Raw genomic sequence first — 18,727 nt, forward strand, 5'->3', positions numbered from 1 at the left:
GTTGCTACATATGTACTACATTATTTTAAGATGTAGTACAAACGTACTACATTATGAAGATATCACTAAAACAAAGAAAATTAAAGAGTGGAAAGATAAGTTTATCCATAGAATATTATAAAGGTTCTGAAACAACACCAGAGGGTAAACGAAGGCATATTCGTGAAAATGAAAATCTGAAGCTGTTTTTACACGATGAACCTAAAAATGCCATTGAAAGAAAAGAAAACAAAGAAACTTTAGCTTTAGCCAAAAAGATTCTGGCTATACGAGAAGCAGAATTTTATCAAGGAAGATTTGACTTGAAAATACAGCTAAATCCAAACGTCGTTTCTTGGATTTTTTTAATGAGAAAGCCGAGGAAAAAAATGATAGCATAAAAAATTATGGCACTTGGACGGCTACCCTAGTACACCTTAAACGTCACATCACACCAAATACTACTTTTGAAGAAGTTGATGAAAATTTTGTTAAAAATGTGCGTCAGTATTTTGATAAGTATGCACAAACAAAAAGTAACCTTCCCCTATCCCTTAATTCCAAATACACCTATTTTAATAAATTTAAAGCTGCACTTAGAGCCGCCTTTGATGAAGGATATTTATCTATTAATTACAGTAGTAAGATAAAATCATTTGAGCAGGCCGAGAGTCAAAGAGAGTATCTAACATTTCAAGAGTTACAAAAGTTAGCGAAAACTCCATGCAAATATGAAATTTTAAAATCAGCTTTTCTTTTTTCATGTTTAACGGGATTAAGATGGTCAGACATCAATAAGATGTATTGGGCTGAAGTGCGTGATGAAGATAGCCAAAGCCGTATCAATTTTATTCAGAAAAAAACAGATGGTGTAGAATATTTGTATATATCAAAGCAGGCGCGAGATTTATTAGGAGACCGTAAAAACCCTATGGATCGAGTTTTTACCGGCCTAAAATATTCCGCAGTTTACAATAATGAATTAGTACGTTGGTGTAATCGGGCCGGAATCTCGAAGCATATTACTTTCCATAGTGCCAGACATACCAATGCTGTATTACTATTAGAAAATGGAGCGGACATATATACTGTCTCTAAGCGTTTAGGACACAAAGAAATACGGACTACCGCTATTTACGCAAAAATTGTAGATCAAAAAATGAAAGAAGCCTCTAATTTAATACCGACTATAGAATTATGAGTATCAAAAAACATTTATTCGCACTTAGTTTTATAGGATTTATAATTTCCACTCTTATAAACTATTACGGATCGCAGACAGGTTACTATATGATGAGTGCTACAATGATCCTGATCACTTCTTTTCTATTTTTAAAAGAATTAAATGTTATTAAAAACTACTATATAGCATATATGTTAATTCTTAGAACAGACTTTTTTAACAAAAGAATCGAAAGACCTCGACTTTTCGTTTATGTAATATTTGGAGCTTTTAGCATTTTATTTATAGTTCAATATATTTATTTGGACAAAAGTCTATTTTTGGAACGTTATTATATTTCTACACTGATAATTATAGTTTATATAGCTTGCAATTATTTTCTCTTTTATACCTGGCATCCAGATTTCGAAAAAAGTTTTATTGCAAAACGCCGAAAAAAAATTCTAGCTAAAAGTAACAGGCATTATGAACTTAAATGGAAGAAAAATGAACTAATATCGATATATCAAAAATTAGTAGGTGACAATTTAATTGAACTAATCGATATAAACTCAAACGAAATAGATTACAGGCTCTTTGCAAATATAATTTATAATGGCACAGTACCAGAAGAACCTTCCTTTAACTTAAATATGAATCATGTAGATACAAAATACTTTAAAGATGTATTGGCAGCAGGTGATCGAAATTTCACATTTGATGTTTTTTTGAAAATCTTCAAAAATAAAAATAAAACTCCTAACCCAAGGAGCTTATCCGCAGCGTATAAAAGAGCAGAAAATAAAGGCAGAAAACCACGCCATAAAAGCGAAATAGATAATGCTTTTACATGTTAACCTATAAAAATTTTGTTAACCTTGGTTAACAAACGGCTATTTTAAAGTTTCCTTTATTCCAACTTTGTTATCGTTAACCCAATAAAACGTAACAATGGAAAATCAATTAATCTTAGAAAAGTTAAACCGATTAGAAAAGTTAATCGTAGGCTCTACAAAAGAAATTCTTACCGTCGAAGACTTAATTAACTACACCGGCTATAAGCGTTCCTATATTTACAAGATGGTTCATAAGAATATTTTGCCCTTTTCGAAGCCTAACGGGAAGACCTTATTTTTTGAAAAATCAGAAATTGATAGATGGCTACTTCAAAATAAAAGCCAGTCTGAATCTCAAATAGAAGATAAAGCCCAAGACTACATTAATTCCACAAAAAAATAAAGCATTCAAAATTGCCGCTTTGAATGCCTTTAATCTTTATTACCTCGTAACATAGAGTAGAATGTAAATATACGCATTATACTCTAATCAATCTCTATTGATTATGGAAGAATTAAATGCATATGATCAATCAGATCATAAAGACTCAGTTTACGATAAGATACATCAAGAATTAACGAAGCATTATCAGATTAAATTTAACGAGATATCTTTAGATTATGAAATCTATAATCGTAAAACAACCAATGAAATTACTTTTAATGAATCTTCATTGCTTATACACCTAAATCGCGAGAAGATTAATACAAGTTCACAAAACTTTAAAATCTATTTAAAAAGTCATTTCGTACAAGATTATAATCCCATCAAAGAATACTTTTATTCGCTAGCTAAATGGGATGGAAAAGATTACATCAAACAATATGCTTCATACGTTAAAACTGATGATGATGAATTATTTTATCAGCAATTGAAAAAATGGGCGGTGCGTGCCATAAAAACCGTATTTCACCCAAACCAAATCAACAAACATTGCCTGGTTTTGGCTAATGGTGCTCAACACGCCGGAAAGTCTACCTATTTAAAGAATATCTGTCCGGAACCCTTAATGCGTTATTACTATGAAAATATTGGGGTAAGTAAAGATGATAGAATTAAGCTTTGTAAGGGATTTATAGCTAACCTGGAAGAGCTAAACATTTTAGGTAAACATGATATAAATTCTATAAAATCTCTTATCTCTCAAATGACCGTTAATGAGCGCCTTCCCTATGCTGATAAATCTACATTGTTATATCGTATTTGCAGCTTTTTGGGAAGTACCAATAAAACGGAATTTCTTACAGATGATACCGGAAGTGTGCGATGGATAGTTTTCAACGTCATTGGTAGAATTAACTTTAAATACAGTGATGAATTTGATATTAACAACTTTTGGATTCAGGCATATCATATTTACAGACATCAACCTCAATTTAAATCAGATCTTACTGTAGAAGAAGTAGCATTAAACGAGAAGAGAAATGAACAATTTACGGTTCAAACCGTAGAAAGTGAGTTCATACTAAGATTTTATGATATTACTGATGATTTAGATTATTTTAGAACAGCTTCAGATATTGAAACCGAGTTGGTTGTTATGGGCAAAAAATTAAACAGACAACGACTTGGATCCTCGCTTAAAAAATATGGCTTTGAACGGGTTAAACATCCAAAAAGGCAGGTTTATGGATATAAAGCTAAACCAAAATTTAAGAACAGTCCGTGGGGATTTAATCCATAAATACTTAAATCTATAAATATAGTTACCTAGTTACCTAAAACTCTATAAACAACTGATAATTAAAATATTACTTAGGTAGGTAACTTATAAATCTACTTACCTAAAATGCACATTTAGGTAACTTAGGTAACTAATAAAATCAGGTTACCTAAAATTTAAAAAACTCATTATCAAATAATTAAATTGCTTAGGTAACTAGGTAAGCATTAAATGAAATTCTATAGAAGTTATGAATTGCAAAAAAGCGAAAAACATAAATTTAACAGCTGTTTTGAAAAAAATGGGTGCTAGGGAAATGAAAAAAAACGATCATGAAATTTGGTATTTAAGCCCTTTCCGAAATGAACAAAAAGCGTCATTCAAGATTAATCTAAAAAAGAATACATGGTATGATTTCGGATTTGGCAGTGGAGGAACTGTAATTGATTTAGTAATGAAACTTCAAAATTGTACAATTTCGGAAGCACTTTTATTCCTAAGCGATAGTAACTATTCTTTTTCTTTTCACCAGCAAAAATCTCTTGATAAATCTGTTGAGAAAATAGATATAATAAAGAGTATGCCTATTACGCATAATGCTTTAAAAGGGTATCTCAAAGAGCGAAAAATTGATCTACATGTAGCTCAGCAATTTTGTTACGAAGTTAATTACAGTTTTAGAGGTAAAACTTATTTCTCTATTGGTCTTAAAAATCGATTAGGCGGATATGAACTTCGAAATAAGTTTTGCAAAAATAGTAGTTCTCCAAAGGCTATAAGTTTATTTCAAAAAAATAAATCTAACTTGATTGTTTGCGAAGGAATGTTCGACTTTCTATCTCTTATGTGTTACAAGCCTATTTTAATTGAGAATGCAGATTTTCTTATTCTCAATTCGCTCTCCTTTATTTCTGAATTGAAAAATTATTATCAAGAATATGATTGTATCGAACTGTATTTAGATCGTGATAATTCCGGTAAAAAGGCAACCAAAATACTCTTAAAACAAAGCTCAAAATGTTTTGATATGTCTCTTTTATATGAAGGTTTTGCCGATATAAATGAATGGTGGATGAATTATAAAAATTAACTAATGCGTTAGCATTTCGAGATGTGTCCTTGTCAGGACAATCTCGCTTTGTTCTCGTTGATCACAAAGATTATGAAAGCAACAACCAAAATAGAATTCAGAACTACAAAATACCAGAAAAAATTGATTGCCATAAGAGCCAAAAAATGTGGTTTAAGTGTTAGCGAATTTTGTAGGCGATCTGCCCTTGATAAAAAAATTACAGAACGTTTAAGTGATGAGCAAATTGAAATCTATAAAATGCTTATTCGCTATCATCTCAATTTTACCCGAATAAGTAATATGTTCAAAAAAAGAAATCCAGCACTCTCCAAAGAAGTCGAGACACTTACAATTCAAATAAAAAATGAACTTCAAAAGTTTAAAGGATGATCGGCAAAGGAAAAAGTATTTCGCATACGAAGGCTTCTATGCAATACGGTTGGAACAATGAAAAAGAAGCTGAAATAGTTTATCGTAATAATCTTATTGGACATACTCCTGAAGAACTTTCAAAAGAATTTAGGTATATCCAGCGCTTAAATGATAACTGCTATAGAAACACTATAAGTTTTGTTTTAAGCCCAACTATAGCCGATAAAACTAAGTTAGATACTAAAATGCTCCATGCAATTTGTAAAGAATTTAGTCGGAAAATGAAATTAGGAGATCGCCAGGCAATTGGATTTTTGCATAAAGATAAACAACACACTCATATTCATTTGTATACTAATCGGATAGATTTTGATGGTACAGCCTATGACGATTCCTTTATTGGAAAAAAATCGCAAAGAATTGCAGCAGAAACAGCTTCAAAACTTGGCCTGGAGACGGTACAATCTGTTTTAGAAAAAAATAAGTTAAGAACGAAAGCCGAACGTCAACTGATTTACAATCATCATTTGCAAGTTTTAAAAGTCAAGCCTAAAAGTATTACAGACTATGTAGAATTAATGAGACAAAATAAGATTGATGTACAACCAGTCATTAATGCTGCTAACAAATTGCAAGGTTTTACCTTCAATTACTCCAATAAAAAGTTCAAAGGGAGCGAGGTACACCGAAACCTAAGTGGTAAAAATGTACTTAAAGATTTACTTCAACATTCGATAGCATTCCGAAAAACATTGAGAGATAAAAAAATAAAAATTAATGATCAATATTATGATTTACACGGTTCGCTAACAAAAATACCTAATGAAACTAAAGAAAAAAATATAACATTAAATCGTTGATAAAATGGCCAGAATTGAAGATTTAGCTGCATTGCTAACCGAAGAAATTGATGAATTTAAAGGGAGTGTCGAAAAACTAAACGGAATGATAGAGAAAACGAAGACGATAAAATTAGAGCCAGATAATACCAAGATGGTTGAAATTATGCAAAAGTTTTCTATTCATCTTCAAGAACTTACTGAGAAACAAAAAGAGGTATCAGATAAGGCGATTGAAAAATTTGAGAATACCTCCTTCTATCCGGCATGGTTTACCAAAACTTTGATTGGATTATTACTATCTGTCCTATTGTTTTCGGGGTATAGTATATATGCGATATCTCGAACAAATCAATTGGAGCAAGATGCCTATGAAAAAGGAAAAAGTGATACTAGTGAATATTTCAAACAATTTTTAAATGATCATCCTGAATCACTTGAAGATTTTAAGAAGTGGAATACAAAACCCTTAAAACTAAATAAATAGCTAAATTTTCACAATTAATAACCGTCTAATACACCATAAAGAACAAGAATAAAATGAAATATCCTTACTTAGAAACAGAATTCAACGAAAATCTGGATAAACAGGTTGTTAAGATTATAAATCAATATTGGAAAATTGAGAACAGAACATTTCTTTATTCACCAACCAAATTGAGGAATAAATTTGGAATCACCCAACCCAGGTTAAATTCAATTGTAAAAAATAATTCGAAAACAAAACTATTTTTAGATGAATGTGTTGAATGTGAAAAACCAATTATAATTCCTGTTACAAGCCAATCAACAGCGAAAAATAAAATTGAAAATCCAGATTTCATCTGTTCAGATTGTAGATCTAAACTAAATCGCGCTCCATAAAATGATGACTTTACAAGTTCTAAAAATCATGGCTTAAAGTATGCTATAAAAGCTCGGTGTTGGAATAAGTTAACTAGAGAGGAATTAGCTGTTTTAAAAAAAATTATAGAATATGATGACTATAGGTCTCTACAAAAAAAAGTAATTCAAACTAATTTTGAACACTATTGGCCAATTATCGAAAAACTTGACCGGTTATCTTTAATAGAAATTCAAAGAGATCCATTAAATAACAGAATTCAGAAAATATTCTTTCTGCCTGAACTAGCTAATGAGTTAGAAATAAATCGAAGAAATATTGTGTTTACAGAATCGAGCCTGAATTTTAATATTCCCCAAAGATTAAACAGAACAGAAGAAACACAACCCAAATTTTTAAAACCAGTTAAATTTGACAGAGATATAGTCCTAAAAAAAGGAATGGAATACCTTTGTAGTATTTGGACTAATCCTGATGGTTCATTAAATTTTGGACTAAAATCTATGGATGAATTGAAAGCCCAAAAAAACAGCATAAAAGGCTCTAATCCTAAAACAATTGGAGAAGTAATAAAGGAAATATGGAAATAAGAGATAATAGCATCTAATAAAAAAGTGAGGAATGGTGTTAAGGGGCAAGATAAATAGGGCAGTATCGAGTAAAGCCTGTCAAGTCAAACTCTTACCTTCCTGAATCCTGCCCTATCATCCTCTTCATTGTATCAAAAAAGGCTTGGTAGAAAGCTTCATCCTTTGCATATAGCCTGTATAGATCAAGCTCATTTTTACGTTGCTTTCTCATTACTTCATCAATTATCTTTTCTAAAGCCAAATCACTATTTTGCTTATCGGTATTATCGGCTACTTTCGTTTTAAAGTCAGGATGTGCCTGGACATGTTTTCCTAATTGAATAAATTTTGTTCGTTGTTCATCTGGCGTTGCCTCCCATCCTTGAAACCATCTTTCATTGAAATTCCTGATAATATTTTCAAGAATATCTTCTTCTTTCTCTCCGTGGGCGCCACGTGGATTCGGATTTTGCGGATCTAAACCTGTCTCAGATGCATCCAGACCTATGGAGTTATTCAATTTGGTGCGCTCCAGGCCATAGGTTGAAAGATCTACAGACTCTAATAATTCATCCAGATTATCGGAATCCTTATCCTTTACTATCAGTTTCGGGATCAGGAATTTCAGGAACCAGAACAGTTTTTCCCAAGTAACCATTTCGTAAGGCATGATGGCAGCCATCTGTCCATAGATCTTGACAAATTGCTTTGCCTTAATCTTAAAGTCGGCTTTATCTTCATCTTCCAGTTCCAGTTCAGTATTAAAACGATGAGCAGCCGCGTCAATGATGGGGCTCAATTTTTGAGCATCTTCTTTCATAAAGAATTTCTCACAGAAAAGCTCCACTTCTTCCTGTTCGTAGACACCTGTTTCGTCTAAAGTTTCCTTGATCTCATGCAGTACATTAATATCTGTGGCACCGCTTAAAGAAGTTGCTGTATAGAAAGGATCAAAGGAATTCTTGATGTCTTCTGTTGAGTTAAAGAAATCCAGGATAAAAATATCCTCAGTCTTTTTAACAAGTTTATCGGCAGATCGATTTAATCTTGATAAAGCCTGAACAGCCAATACCCCTTGCAGCTTTTTATCTACATACATCGCTGTAAGCTTGGGCTGATCAAAACCGGTAAGATATTTGTTCGCGACGACAAGAATTCTATATTTATCCTTATCAAAATTATCTTTAGTATCCTTCTCTCCGAATCCGTTTATATCGGCTTCGGTATATTCAATTCCATCAACAGTTTTAGAGCCGGAGAAAGCGATCAGAATATTAAAGGGATTTCCTCTTTGATCCAGAATCCTACTTAAAGCCTTGTAATATCGAATGGCCGAAACGATGCTTTGGGTTACGACCATGGCCTTAGCTTTTCCTTTAAGCTTTTTCTTATTGATAATATTCGGAATAAAATGATCCAGGATTACTTCGGCTTTGGTATCTATAGTTTGCTGATGGCTCTCTACATAAGCCTTTAATTTTTTCTGGGCTTTTTGAGAATCGAATAAAGGGTTTTCCTCTATAGATTTTTCTATCTCATAATAGCTCTTATACGTAGTATAATTCGCAAGCACATCAAGAATAAAGCCTTCCTCAATAGCTTGTTTCATGGAATACAAATGAAATGGCCTGAAGGAACCATCCTCTTGTTTTACCCCAAACTTTTCTAAAGTATTATTCTTTGGTGTTGCAGTAAAAGCCAGATAAGAGGCATTTCCGCGCATCTTTCTTGCCTGCATTGCTTTGATGATCTTATCCTGTACATCTTCCTCCTCGTCTTCTTCCTGTGCCTGCTGACCCATGGATTGATTCATCTTATCGTGAGCTGAACCGCTTTGAGAACTGTGAGCTTCATCTATGACCACCGCAAAACGTTTATCACTAAGATCTGAAATTCCATCTATGATAAACGGAAACTTCTGGATAGTAGTAATAATGATCTTTTTTCCACTCTCCAGGCTTTCTCTTAATTCTCTGGATGAATAGGCTGGCGCAACGATATTTTTCACTTCGGAAAAATCTTTGATATTTTCCCTGATCTGCTTATCCAGTAGTCGCCTATCGGTTACGACAATAACAGAATCGAATAAAGGCTTCTCCATGCCTTTACTCCCATGAATACCTTCTACCTGCGGATACGTCTCAATAAGCTGAAATGCTGCCCAAGTAATAGAATTCGATTTTCCGGATCCTGCCGAGTGCTGAATTAGGTAGGTCTGCCCTACTCCATTTTTACCCGCGTGATCTATGATCTCTCGCACCACATCCATCTGATGATAGCGCGGGAAGAAAAGGGTTCTGGTATTAAGTGGATCTTTAGCTTTGCCATCCAGCCTAACAAAATGCTGGAACAGGTTGGCAAGACTTTTTCTCGTTAAAACATCCTCCCAGAGATAGGCTGTTTTATGACCGTTTGGATTTACCGGGTTACCTTTCCCATTATCGTTCCCTTTATTAAAGGGCAAAAAGTAAGTGTTGCCACCATTCAATTTGGTGGTCATGTAAACTTCATCGGTATCTACTGCAAAATGCACCAGGCAACGACCAAAGTTTAGCAAGGTTTGTTTTATATCGCGATCAAACTTATACTGCTTTTGGGCGTGGACTTTCGCATTCTGACCCGTCCAGTGATTCTTTAATTCTGCGGTCATAACAGGCAGGCCATTAATAAAAATTACAATATCGATCTCCTCTCGCGGATTCTCTACCGAATATCTTAACTGCCGGGTCGCGCTAAACTGGTTATCCTGAAAAAGTTTTTTTACCCGTTCGCTACTGCTTGCTAAAGGTAACTGGTAAAATAAGGTGAAATGCGCATCATCTACCGCCAAACCTTTTTTAAGCAACTGAAGAACGCCATATTTTTTAATCATTCTGTCCAGGCGTTCCAAGATCTTTAATTTCCAGTCTCCATGTCTTTGAAGCTTTTCCAGTTCTTCTTTTTGAGTTTCTTCCAGAAAGCTCCAAAATCTTCTTTTATCGATGGCATATTTTGCATCGAAATCACCTGGATCCCCAATGTAATAACCATTCCCTGAAACATATTGCTCAGACTCCTCGGTGATATTCGCATTGGGATCCTGGTCTTTGATCTTTTCAATAGTGGTACCGGAAAGCGTTTCTTGGATGGCAGCTTCTAAGGCTTGTTCGTTAGTTTGAGATGGCATACTCATTTAATTTTAAATTTACTCGGTAATTGACCGGCTTTAATTCACCAAGGAGTGTGATATCTTTTATGCGGAAGATTTTTGAATCCTTATTTACTAACCAAATTTCAAATTGATCTACATTGTCATCAGCAAATTTTTTTTCCTCTCTACTAATGATAAAGGAGGCTCCATTATAAAATTTACATTCAACATATTTTGTCTTCTCTTCTACTGCATCATAATACCGGAGATCATAATGTTCACCTTCATGTGTTTTGGCTAAGTGCTCAACCTGAGAATATAAATCCGGTCTACTCAACAAATATTCTTCTACAATTTTTTCAACTTTATTTCCAAGCTTCTTTTTTTGGTTAGGATTCAATTCCCTATTGTCACCTAACCAAGGGCCTTGAGGGCTTCTAACTTCTTCTTCCTGATTTCCTAATTGTATCTCAAATTCCTGAACTAGATCGCTCGTTACAGTGTCATCGATATTAAAATCATCGGTTTTAGCTTCTTCTTCTTTTACACTTAACATTTTAAGTTCCGATTTTATAAAATCTAATTGACCCCGGAAATAGCTCAAACTATTTAAAACCTCATCTCTTCTTAACTCCAGTTCTTCATCTTCTGATAGCATTGAAAGATTTTTTCTGTTTATAAGGTCATAATGCTGATACTGATCATTATTTAATTCAAATTTTAGTGAGGGAAACTCTTTCCTCAATTCCGAAATAATAATTTCTTCAAAATCATAATTGGAGGCACTTTCTTTGAATTCTTGATTATCAAATAAATGTTCAATTTTATATAGCCATTTTATGAATTGCTTTTGATAAACCACTTCTCTTGATGAAAGATAGTCCCAAATTTGATCCTTAAGATTTTTCTTTATTAGGCTGTAATATTTTTTAAATTCCTGATTATATAATTTATCAAAGGAGATTTTATATTCAGAGGCACTATTATATTCCTTCAAGTCAACACCTAAAAAATCAAAAACTCCTTTAATTCGCCGAAGTTGATCAAGATTATCGTCAGAAATAAAAAAAAGATCTTGATCTAAGGTTGGGAAAAATTGATTTATAATTTCTTCTAGGTTGTTATCATCTAAGTTTTCATGAATCTTAATTTCTTTCAAATCAAAGATGGCCGTCCATATGGACAATCGAATACTTATTTCGCCGAGTAAAATTTTTGCTTCTTCTAAAATGCCTTCTGCAAGGTCATTATTAATATCATATAGATTATCATCTTTAGATTGAATAATAATTGTTTCGAAGGTTTTTTTCTCGTCTTGAGTATCAAAAACCTTTAGAAAAATGTCTGAAAGATTATCTCTAAACTGTTTATTTTTTCGGAGATCAGTGAGATTTATATCTGCAGGTATATTTAAATAAAACTCATCATTGATATAGATGTAATCGAACGGAGCAATTTCAAATTTTTGATCCTCTAGACTACAGATAAGATCCTCACAGCAATTTATTTTTAACTTATTTAATAATTGAACCTGATTTTTTTTGACATCTTCTTTAGTAATCTTATCCAACCTGAAGGCTAAAATGAATGGTTTTATTTCTTGAAGAAAAATCTGGAATTCTGGAGAAATAAGTTCGTTACTCCTCATCCTTTCCATTTTTAAGTTCAATTCGTTTAAGTTCTTTAACCCAAACAATTCTATAGCTTTAGTTCCTCCAGAACGTGATGGATAATACAGAATCGGAAATTTCGTTGTAAGGGATTCTGGAAGCTGAATTCTATCACTATAGTATATCTGCTCTGCATTCTTTACCTTAATGTCATTTCCTACTCTAGCATATAAATTAGCGTTTAAAATTTCTTCTTCATTTTCTCTATAATGACTTACTAGACTTTTATAAAACACTTGGGCTCCCTTATGGTTTTCCTTATCAGCCAGGATTTGAGTTTGTTCTTTTAAATATTCAATATCGAGTTGATTAAAATCCTGCTTAGCACCAAGAAATTTAAGAATTCTATCTACTTCATTCTTTTCTAGACTTGGATTGATACTCTTGAGATAATCATAATCAATTATAAATGGATTAAACCAAATACTCCTCTTATTAGTTATAAGATAATTCCCGACATTATATGTTTTAGAGATACTATAAAAAATAAAATTCTCAAAATTAGAGATATACTTGGTTCCTCGGAAACTATAGCTTAAACTTTCTCTATTAGAATAAGTTGAATGAAAATTTGAAAAGATATTTTTTATTTGTTCGTCTAATGAAATTAAGGCAACTATTTGATTTATGTCATATTTTGGGCTATTTATAATTTTTTCAAGATTAAGCGCTGAATAGAGCGTATAGCTGGTAATATTCGAACTGTGCTCATTACCTATATATTCAATATAATCCTCAGGTATATCGGAATTTAACTTATGAATAATGGTGAATTGATTAACTCCTAACCATTTTAAAAATTCTTCGACTTCATCAATATCTTGATTTTCCAACCCGAGCTTATTGAGCTCACAAATAATTTGATTCTGATTATATAAATCTGGAAAGATATCTTTTGATTTTTTACCAATTTCAAATTCACTAGAGAGAACCAATTCATTGATATTCTTCACCTTATTTCTACGATTCAAACATGGGACGCTTGAAAAAATTATTAAAGGATTCTCGCCTCTGTACTGGTAATTATGGAAAAGAGTTTGATAAAATTCTTTTAAGATTTCTTGCTTATCCTCAGCTTCCACAAGGATATTCTTTGTTTCGAATACAATTTTATCAATTACCGTTTGAGGTTCGAAAGATTGAACATTTGAAATTTCTTCTAATCGATCTTTTAAGACTCTCCCCTTATTTCTTTCTTCGGTTAATTCTAGTTCTGAAATTAACGCTTTATATAATTCAGAATTAAGAAATCTTATGTGAGAGTAAACCGGAACTTTTAATTCGCTATTCTTTGAGGTTTTATTAGTAAACACATAATCTTCGGCATGTATTATTTGACCTTTCTCATCGATTAAAACACTAAACTTTTGGTCTGGATATTCTTCTAAAAGAAGTTTGACATATTCCGCCCTTTGTCTATCTTTCAGGTTTACAGCGATTTTTTCAATAATTTTCTCATAATCGTCCGGTCTATCGATATATTGATTTGGATCTGCTTCTAAATCACAGTAGATGATTTGATGCCGGTAATGATTATGCAGATAGTTCTCTTCCATAAATTTAGCAATCCCATTACCAAGATCTTTAGCAATTTCTTTAGTATGATATTCACCACATAAAGTTGGATAAACTTTGAAATCTTCCCAGTAATCATCGATCAAATCTGAATATGGTCGGTATACATCAAAATCATTATTATTAATGGAAAGATATGGCAACCACGATTTATCAAGCCTATTCTTTAAAACTTCAATAAACCTTAAATGAAGTTGAAATAACTTCTCTAAAACGAAATCGTTTATTTTTGATTCTGTGCTATGATTTCTATTCTGGTCTAATTCTAAACTCGCATGTACAACAAATGGAAGTTCAAATGGGATTTGTGTTTTGAAATAGTTGTACATTACTTCATCACTAAATGAAAGATCATTATTATAGGCGATCTTTACACTATATCTTTTTGGTTCATTTGATTCCCGATCCTCTACCAAACTTTCATCTACAATTCCATCATCACTAATAACATAGAAGATTTCCCCTTCATGAGTTATTTCAGAGTGGTACTCATCAATCTTCCTCCTTTTTACCGAGATAGTATTCTCAAGAACATCACCTTCAATCTGAATGGTATCGATGTTCTTAAGGAATAATAAGGTCTTTTCACTGATCGATTCTAATTGCTTAACTATATCTGCTTCCTTTTCTTTCTTATACCTGATTTCTATGGTCGTGGTATATGCATGGTCTAAGTCGAGATCGTCTATTTTACAGCTGTTAAGAAATGGAATTGGAAAAACATTATCCTTAAAGTTTCTTTCCTTTCTAATTTCTTTCAAATCATTTTCTGAATATCCCAATTTGTTAGCCAGGATATCTTCCTTAAAGTTTTCATTAAAAACAATCTTAAAGCCATTACTTATGATAGAAACTTCATTTGACCAATTTATAATGGAACGAAAACCCAATCCTTTATTCCCTATATATCCTGATGAAACTTTTGCAGATAGACCTGGATAGAAGATTGATCTATAACCTTTGAATGAAAAAGATTTAGCACCATCGTTGCTGATTTTCAATGTCTGAGTTTCGGTTTCTAGAAAAATACGTACTGTAGAAGCACCTTCATCTTCACAATTCTGAAAAAGTTCAAGTAATTGCCTGCCATTGTATCCTTTATTTGTCTGTTTTTCTATTTCATAAACGCTCAGGAGGTTGGTGGGATTTTTTAAATCTTTCCAACGCGTTTCTAGAATTTCCTTTACTTTATTTCGTATACTCATCAAAATCTATTTAACTCACCTTTATCTTCCCCGTCACCGCCGCGTCTATTAAACTACTCTTATATTCCTTTAATTTTTCGATTTGCTGTTGATGAAGTTGAATAGCATTATCTATTTTTTTTCTCTCAATTTCTAAATAGGATACAATTTCATTTTGTTCCAGTAATGGAGGTGCTGGGATGTAAACTTCTGCAGCTTTAACGATGTAAATTGCCTGCTGTGCACTGTGGTGTGAAGTATTAAGAAATTCCTCTTTAAGTTTATCGTTAGCCATAGCTACTACGATAAAATCATTTGCTATTTTATGATTAGTTTTGATTAGAATCACGCTACCGAGCAAACAAAATTCTTTATCAGTATCTACCTGAGAAATTCTTCCAATAGTAGCTCCACGACTTACAAGCAATAAGTCTCCCTTTTCAGGGTTACATCTTTGTCTGAATTTTTTGCCATCTCGATAGCTAACAAACTTGTTGTTTGGGAATTTGATATAACCATCCCGAATATCCTTTGCAGATAAAAAAGGCATGCCATCATTTGTAAATTCAGGAGAAATATGCTCACCGTCAGTGATTTTTTTAGACAAATGTTTAATACGTATGCAATCCCAATGCTCCGGGATCTCCCCGATCCATTCCACTCCGGAATCCTTCATTTTGACATCTGGATCCAGGCCTTTGGTCACCGCGTTTTGAATGATGATCTGCTTGCGCTCTTTTAAATGCTCGATAAGCTTTTGTTTTTGCGCAATAGCAGCATCGATCTTAACACATTTTTCATCCAGGAAACCGGCGATGGCGATTTGTTCTTGTTTTGGAGGTAGAAGAAAAGGTATCGACTTCATTCTACTTTTAGAAAGATCCCATTGTCCTATTCTTACTCCATCAGAAGCACTTCCGAAAAATGAAACATACTTTTTTGATCGAATGGCGATATTAAAAAAGTTAGGATCTACCTCATAGAAAAAATCAAATACATAATAAGCCGGGCTTACAATTCCTGTATATTTTGAAATTCCATAGGATCCCTGCCAGGCTTTCATTTTGTTCATTCCAAACTGCCCTTCCCTAAGGACTTTATAGCCGCTAAGGTCATCAGGTATATAATTATGATTTTCTTCCTCATCTTCAATATTTCGGGCTATAACTCCCTTTTCTCTGGTAATGGAAAGAAGAGGTAAATCAGGTCTGTTTTTTTTAGAAATAGGATTTAGCAGTGAACCTAATCTTTTTATTTCCCAATGCTCTGGTGCTTCCCCAAGCCATTCCACCCCGGAATCCTTATAGCCCGGATATTTCTGGAACTTAACTTTTTCTTTTAAAACTTCCATTTAAGCCAGGTTTAAAATATCCATGATCAAACCTTCATTCTTCTCCTCCAATTCCAGGATCTCTTTGGCTACTGTATTCAGCGAACGCAGAGGTGTATGCCTGTAGAAATATTTGTTGAAGCTTATCTCGTACCCAATTTTGGTTTTATCAAGGTCTATCCAGGCTTCGGGTACGTGAGGTTTTACCTCGTCTAAAAAGTACTGGTGAATTTGCTCTTTTAAAGGTACGTTCTCGTAATCCCGGAGGTCGCTTTCGGTTTCGTATATCAAATACTCTCCCGCTTTTCCGGAAGGGAAATAACCAAAGTCGGCAAGGTCTTCTTCTTTACAGTTCAAATGAGCCAGTAAATTGCTCAGTTTTTCCCCGCCCAACTTTTCCTTCTTTTTGATCACTTTTTCAGCTTCAGCATCATACCAGCTAATTGCGCTAAAAACAGCATTTTTTTCGGAGGCGCCGGGTTTCAGTTTTAATTCCTTCAGCTTAGCATCTACTTCTTTCTTAAAAATATTGAAGTCGGAATACTCTTTTTCCCCGATCGCCTTATGCAGTTTCTCTGCAAGTTCGAACAAGCCCTTTTGCTTTTTCCAGGTTTTAGAGCTCAGCAGCTTTTTCCGGTTTTTGCTGCTCAGGTTCAGGTCATTCTCCTCACACCAGGCTAGGATTTCTTTTTCGTGTTCCTTCAACTTAGTATAAACTTCCTCTCCAAACTCATTCCAAGCCCATAGCATGGGTTCCTTTAGTTGTTTATCAAAACGCAGTTCTTCGATCCTTTCCGCAGTGAATTGAGCCTTTAAACGTTTCGGTCTTTCTATGGTTACTTTATAATACCCAAAATCCTCATTATCGAAAACCTGTGAAGCCAGGCCTTCGATCTCGGCATTGGTTTCAGCATCTATCTTTCGACTAACCGGCTGCATTTCGGTATAATTCTTTACGATTTCGTCGATATGTTCCGGAGAGAATTCGCAGTTCTTGTTTCCGAGATTTTTCCGAAGTTTTTGATACAGCTGCCCGGCATCGATCAATTGCACTTTACCTTTCCTGTGATCGGCTTTATTATTGCTCAGCAGCCAGATATAAGTGGTAATACCGGTATTATAAAAAAGGTTATTCGGCATCTGGATTATGGCTTCCAGAAGGTCATTTTCAATAATATATCTCCTGATATTGCTCTCTCCACCACCTGCATCACCGGTAAACAAACTAGAACCGTTATGCACCGAAGCGATCCTGGAACCGTAAGGACTTTGCTGTTTCGGCTTCATCTTATTCACCATCTCCATAAGGAACAGCAACTGCCCGTCTGAGGAACGCGGAATGGCATCTGCCTCTTCCTCATTGCCCCAGTAATCTTTCAGATGTATCTTAAACCGCGGATCTATTACTTCCTTTCCGTCTTTGATATATTTCTGCTCGCTGCTCCAGGATTTCCCATACGGCGGATTGGAAAGCATAAAGTCGAAACTGGTACCAGCGAATTCATCTACAGAAAGCGTAGAACCCACACGAATATTTTCGGGGTTGTTCCCCTTGATCATCATATCACTCTTGCAGATAGCATAGGTCTCATCGTTGATCTCTTTTCCGTAGAGATACACATCGCCCAAAGCTTTGATCGCACCTTCCTCATCCTTGATGAAGTTCTGAGCTTCGGTAAGCATCCCACCACTCCCGCAGGCAGGATCATAGATGGTCATTACCGGAGGCAGTTTGTCTTTGATAGGTTCGAATACCAGGTGCGTCATTAACTCAATCACCTCACGCGGCGTAAAATGCTCCCCGGCCTCTTCATTATTCTCTTCGTTGAACTTCCTGATGAGTTCTTCAAAAACATAACCCATTCCCAAATTGGAAAGCGCGGGAAGTTTTCTACCATCGGGATCTTCTTTTTCAAAAGGCGTCAAATTGATATGCGGCGAAGTGAATTTTTCAAGCACATCCAGTAAAACATCTTTATTCGCCATATGCCTTATCTGGCTCTTCAGTTTAAACTTGTCGATGATCTCTTTTACATTTGGACTGAAACCATTCAAATAATCTTCAAAATTCGCCTTCAGGATCTGCTGCGAATTGGTTGCGGTGTCATGTAACTTCTGAAGGGTGAAATCACTGATATTGTAAAAAACATATCCGGAAGCCTCGCGCAGTCCGCCTTCATCCCATTCGGTAAAGCCTGCTTCGTCACGTTGGAAAGCCAGTTCTTCCATCACGGCATCTTTTGTAGGTTCCAGTAAGGCGTCGAGACGGCGTAAAACCACCATGGGTAGGATCACATCACGGTATTTTCCACGAACGTAAACATCCCGCAGGCAATCATCCGCAATAGACCAGATAAAAGAAACTAGTTTATTATGAACTTGTTGAGTCATTTATGTAGATAAATTATAATATAATTTAAGTGCTTTATGTGAATCCGAGAAGTAGGGTATCTGGAATTATAATCACAGCGTGGTAAATCTAAAAATTTTCTTAATCTTAA

Annotated in this window: 15 protein-coding genes; 11 read left to right on the forward strand and 4 right to left on the reverse strand. The window is 34.2% G+C overall.

What is annotated here, in order from left to right; genetic code table 11:
- The first annotated feature begins 53 nt into the window (after positions 1-53).
- The 11 genes from PBT91_RS17615 to PBT91_RS11435 all read left to right on the forward strand — a co-directional run bounded on the left by PBT91_RS17615 (position 54) and on the right by PBT91_RS11435 (position 7,358).
- Positions 54-380, forward strand: a complete 327-nt coding sequence (locus PBT91_RS17615; RefSeq protein ID WP_333474180.1) for a hypothetical protein — start codon at positions 54-56, stop codon at positions 378-380.
- Positions 335-1,180, forward strand: coding sequence for a tyrosine-type recombinase/integrase (locus PBT91_RS11390; RefSeq protein WP_333474181.1), 846 nt, complete (start codon positions 335-337; stop codon positions 1,178-1,180). Before PBT91_RS17615 ends, PBT91_RS11390 begins: the two co-directional genes overlap by 46 nt.
- 302 nt (positions 1,181-1,482) lie before the next feature.
- Positions 1,483-1,998, forward strand: a complete 516-nt coding sequence (locus PBT91_RS11395) for a hypothetical protein (protein WP_270058585.1) — start codon at positions 1,483-1,485, stop codon at positions 1,996-1,998.
- A 94-nt stretch (positions 1,999-2,092) separates the two neighbouring features.
- Positions 2,093-2,380, forward strand: a complete 288-nt coding sequence (locus PBT91_RS11400) for a helix-turn-helix transcriptional regulator (protein WP_270058586.1) — start codon at positions 2,093-2,095, stop codon at positions 2,378-2,380.
- 103 nt (positions 2,381-2,483) lie between these two features.
- Positions 2,484-3,662, forward strand: a complete 1,179-nt coding sequence (locus tag PBT91_RS11405) for a VapE domain-containing protein (protein ID WP_270058587.1) — start codon at positions 2,484-2,486, stop codon at positions 3,660-3,662.
- Between the two features lie 295 nt (positions 3,663-3,957).
- Positions 3,958-4,731: a CHC2 zinc finger domain-containing protein gene (locus tag PBT91_RS11410; RefSeq protein ID WP_270058588.1), complete on the forward strand. Its 774-nt coding sequence runs from the start codon at positions 3,958-3,960 to the stop codon at positions 4,729-4,731.
- A 72-nt stretch (positions 4,732-4,803) separates the two neighbouring features.
- Positions 4,804-5,103: a mobilization protein MbpA gene (gene mbpA / locus PBT91_RS11415; protein WP_270058589.1), complete on the forward strand. Its 300-nt coding sequence runs from the start codon at positions 4,804-4,806 to the stop codon at positions 5,101-5,103.
- Positions 5,100-5,945, forward strand: coding sequence for a relaxase/mobilization nuclease domain-containing protein (locus PBT91_RS11420; RefSeq protein ID WP_270058590.1), 846 nt, complete (start codon positions 5,100-5,102; stop codon positions 5,943-5,945). Before mbpA ends, PBT91_RS11420 begins: the two co-directional genes overlap by 4 nt.
- A 4-nt stretch (positions 5,946-5,949) precedes the next feature.
- Positions 5,950-6,411 (forward strand): DUF6730 family protein, encoded by a 462-nt coding sequence (locus PBT91_RS11425; RefSeq protein ID WP_270058591.1) that lies wholly within the window; start codon positions 5,950-5,952, stop codon positions 6,409-6,411.
- 53 nt (positions 6,412-6,464) lie between these two features.
- The gene (locus PBT91_RS11430) at positions 6,465-6,788 is read left to right on the forward strand and encodes a hypothetical protein (protein ID WP_270058592.1); all 324 of its coding nucleotides are present in this window, start codon (positions 6,465-6,467) and stop codon (positions 6,786-6,788) included.
- A 420-nt stretch (positions 6,789-7,208) separates the two neighbouring features.
- Positions 7,209-7,358, forward strand: a complete 150-nt coding sequence (locus tag PBT91_RS11435; protein ID WP_270058593.1) for a hypothetical protein — start codon at positions 7,209-7,211, stop codon at positions 7,356-7,358.
- A 91-nt stretch (positions 7,359-7,449) separates the two neighbouring features.
- Here PBT91_RS11435 and PBT91_RS11440 read toward each other — a convergent pair whose 3' ends face one another.
- From PBT91_RS11440 to PBT91_RS11455, 4 genes are read right to left on the reverse strand one after another with little or no spacing between them, the layout of a single operon-like run.
- Complete coding sequence (locus PBT91_RS11440; protein WP_270058594.1) at positions 7,450-10,503, reverse strand: type I restriction endonuclease subunit R; 3,054 nt, start codon at positions 10,501-10,503, stop codon at positions 7,450-7,452.
- Positions 10,487-14,917, reverse strand: coding sequence for a sacsin N-terminal ATP-binding-like domain-containing protein (locus PBT91_RS11445; RefSeq protein ID WP_270058595.1), 4,431 nt, complete (start codon positions 14,915-14,917; stop codon positions 10,487-10,489). The genes PBT91_RS11440 and PBT91_RS11445 overlap by 17 nt, the downstream gene beginning before the upstream one ends.
- A gap of 10 nt (positions 14,918-14,927) precedes the next feature.
- A complete protein-coding gene (locus tag PBT91_RS11450; RefSeq protein WP_270058596.1) occupies positions 14,928-16,247 on the reverse strand; it encodes a restriction endonuclease subunit S in 1,320 nt (439 codons plus the stop codon).
- Positions 16,248-18,617: a type I restriction-modification system subunit M gene (locus PBT91_RS11455; protein WP_270058597.1), complete on the reverse strand. Its 2,370-nt coding sequence runs from the start codon at positions 18,615-18,617 to the stop codon at positions 16,248-16,250.
- Positions 18,618-18,727 lie beyond the last annotated feature (110 nt).

The organism is Zunongwangia sp. HGR-M22, assembly GCF_027594425.1.
GTDB lineage: Bacteria > Bacteroidota > Bacteroidia > Flavobacteriales > Flavobacteriaceae > Zunongwangia.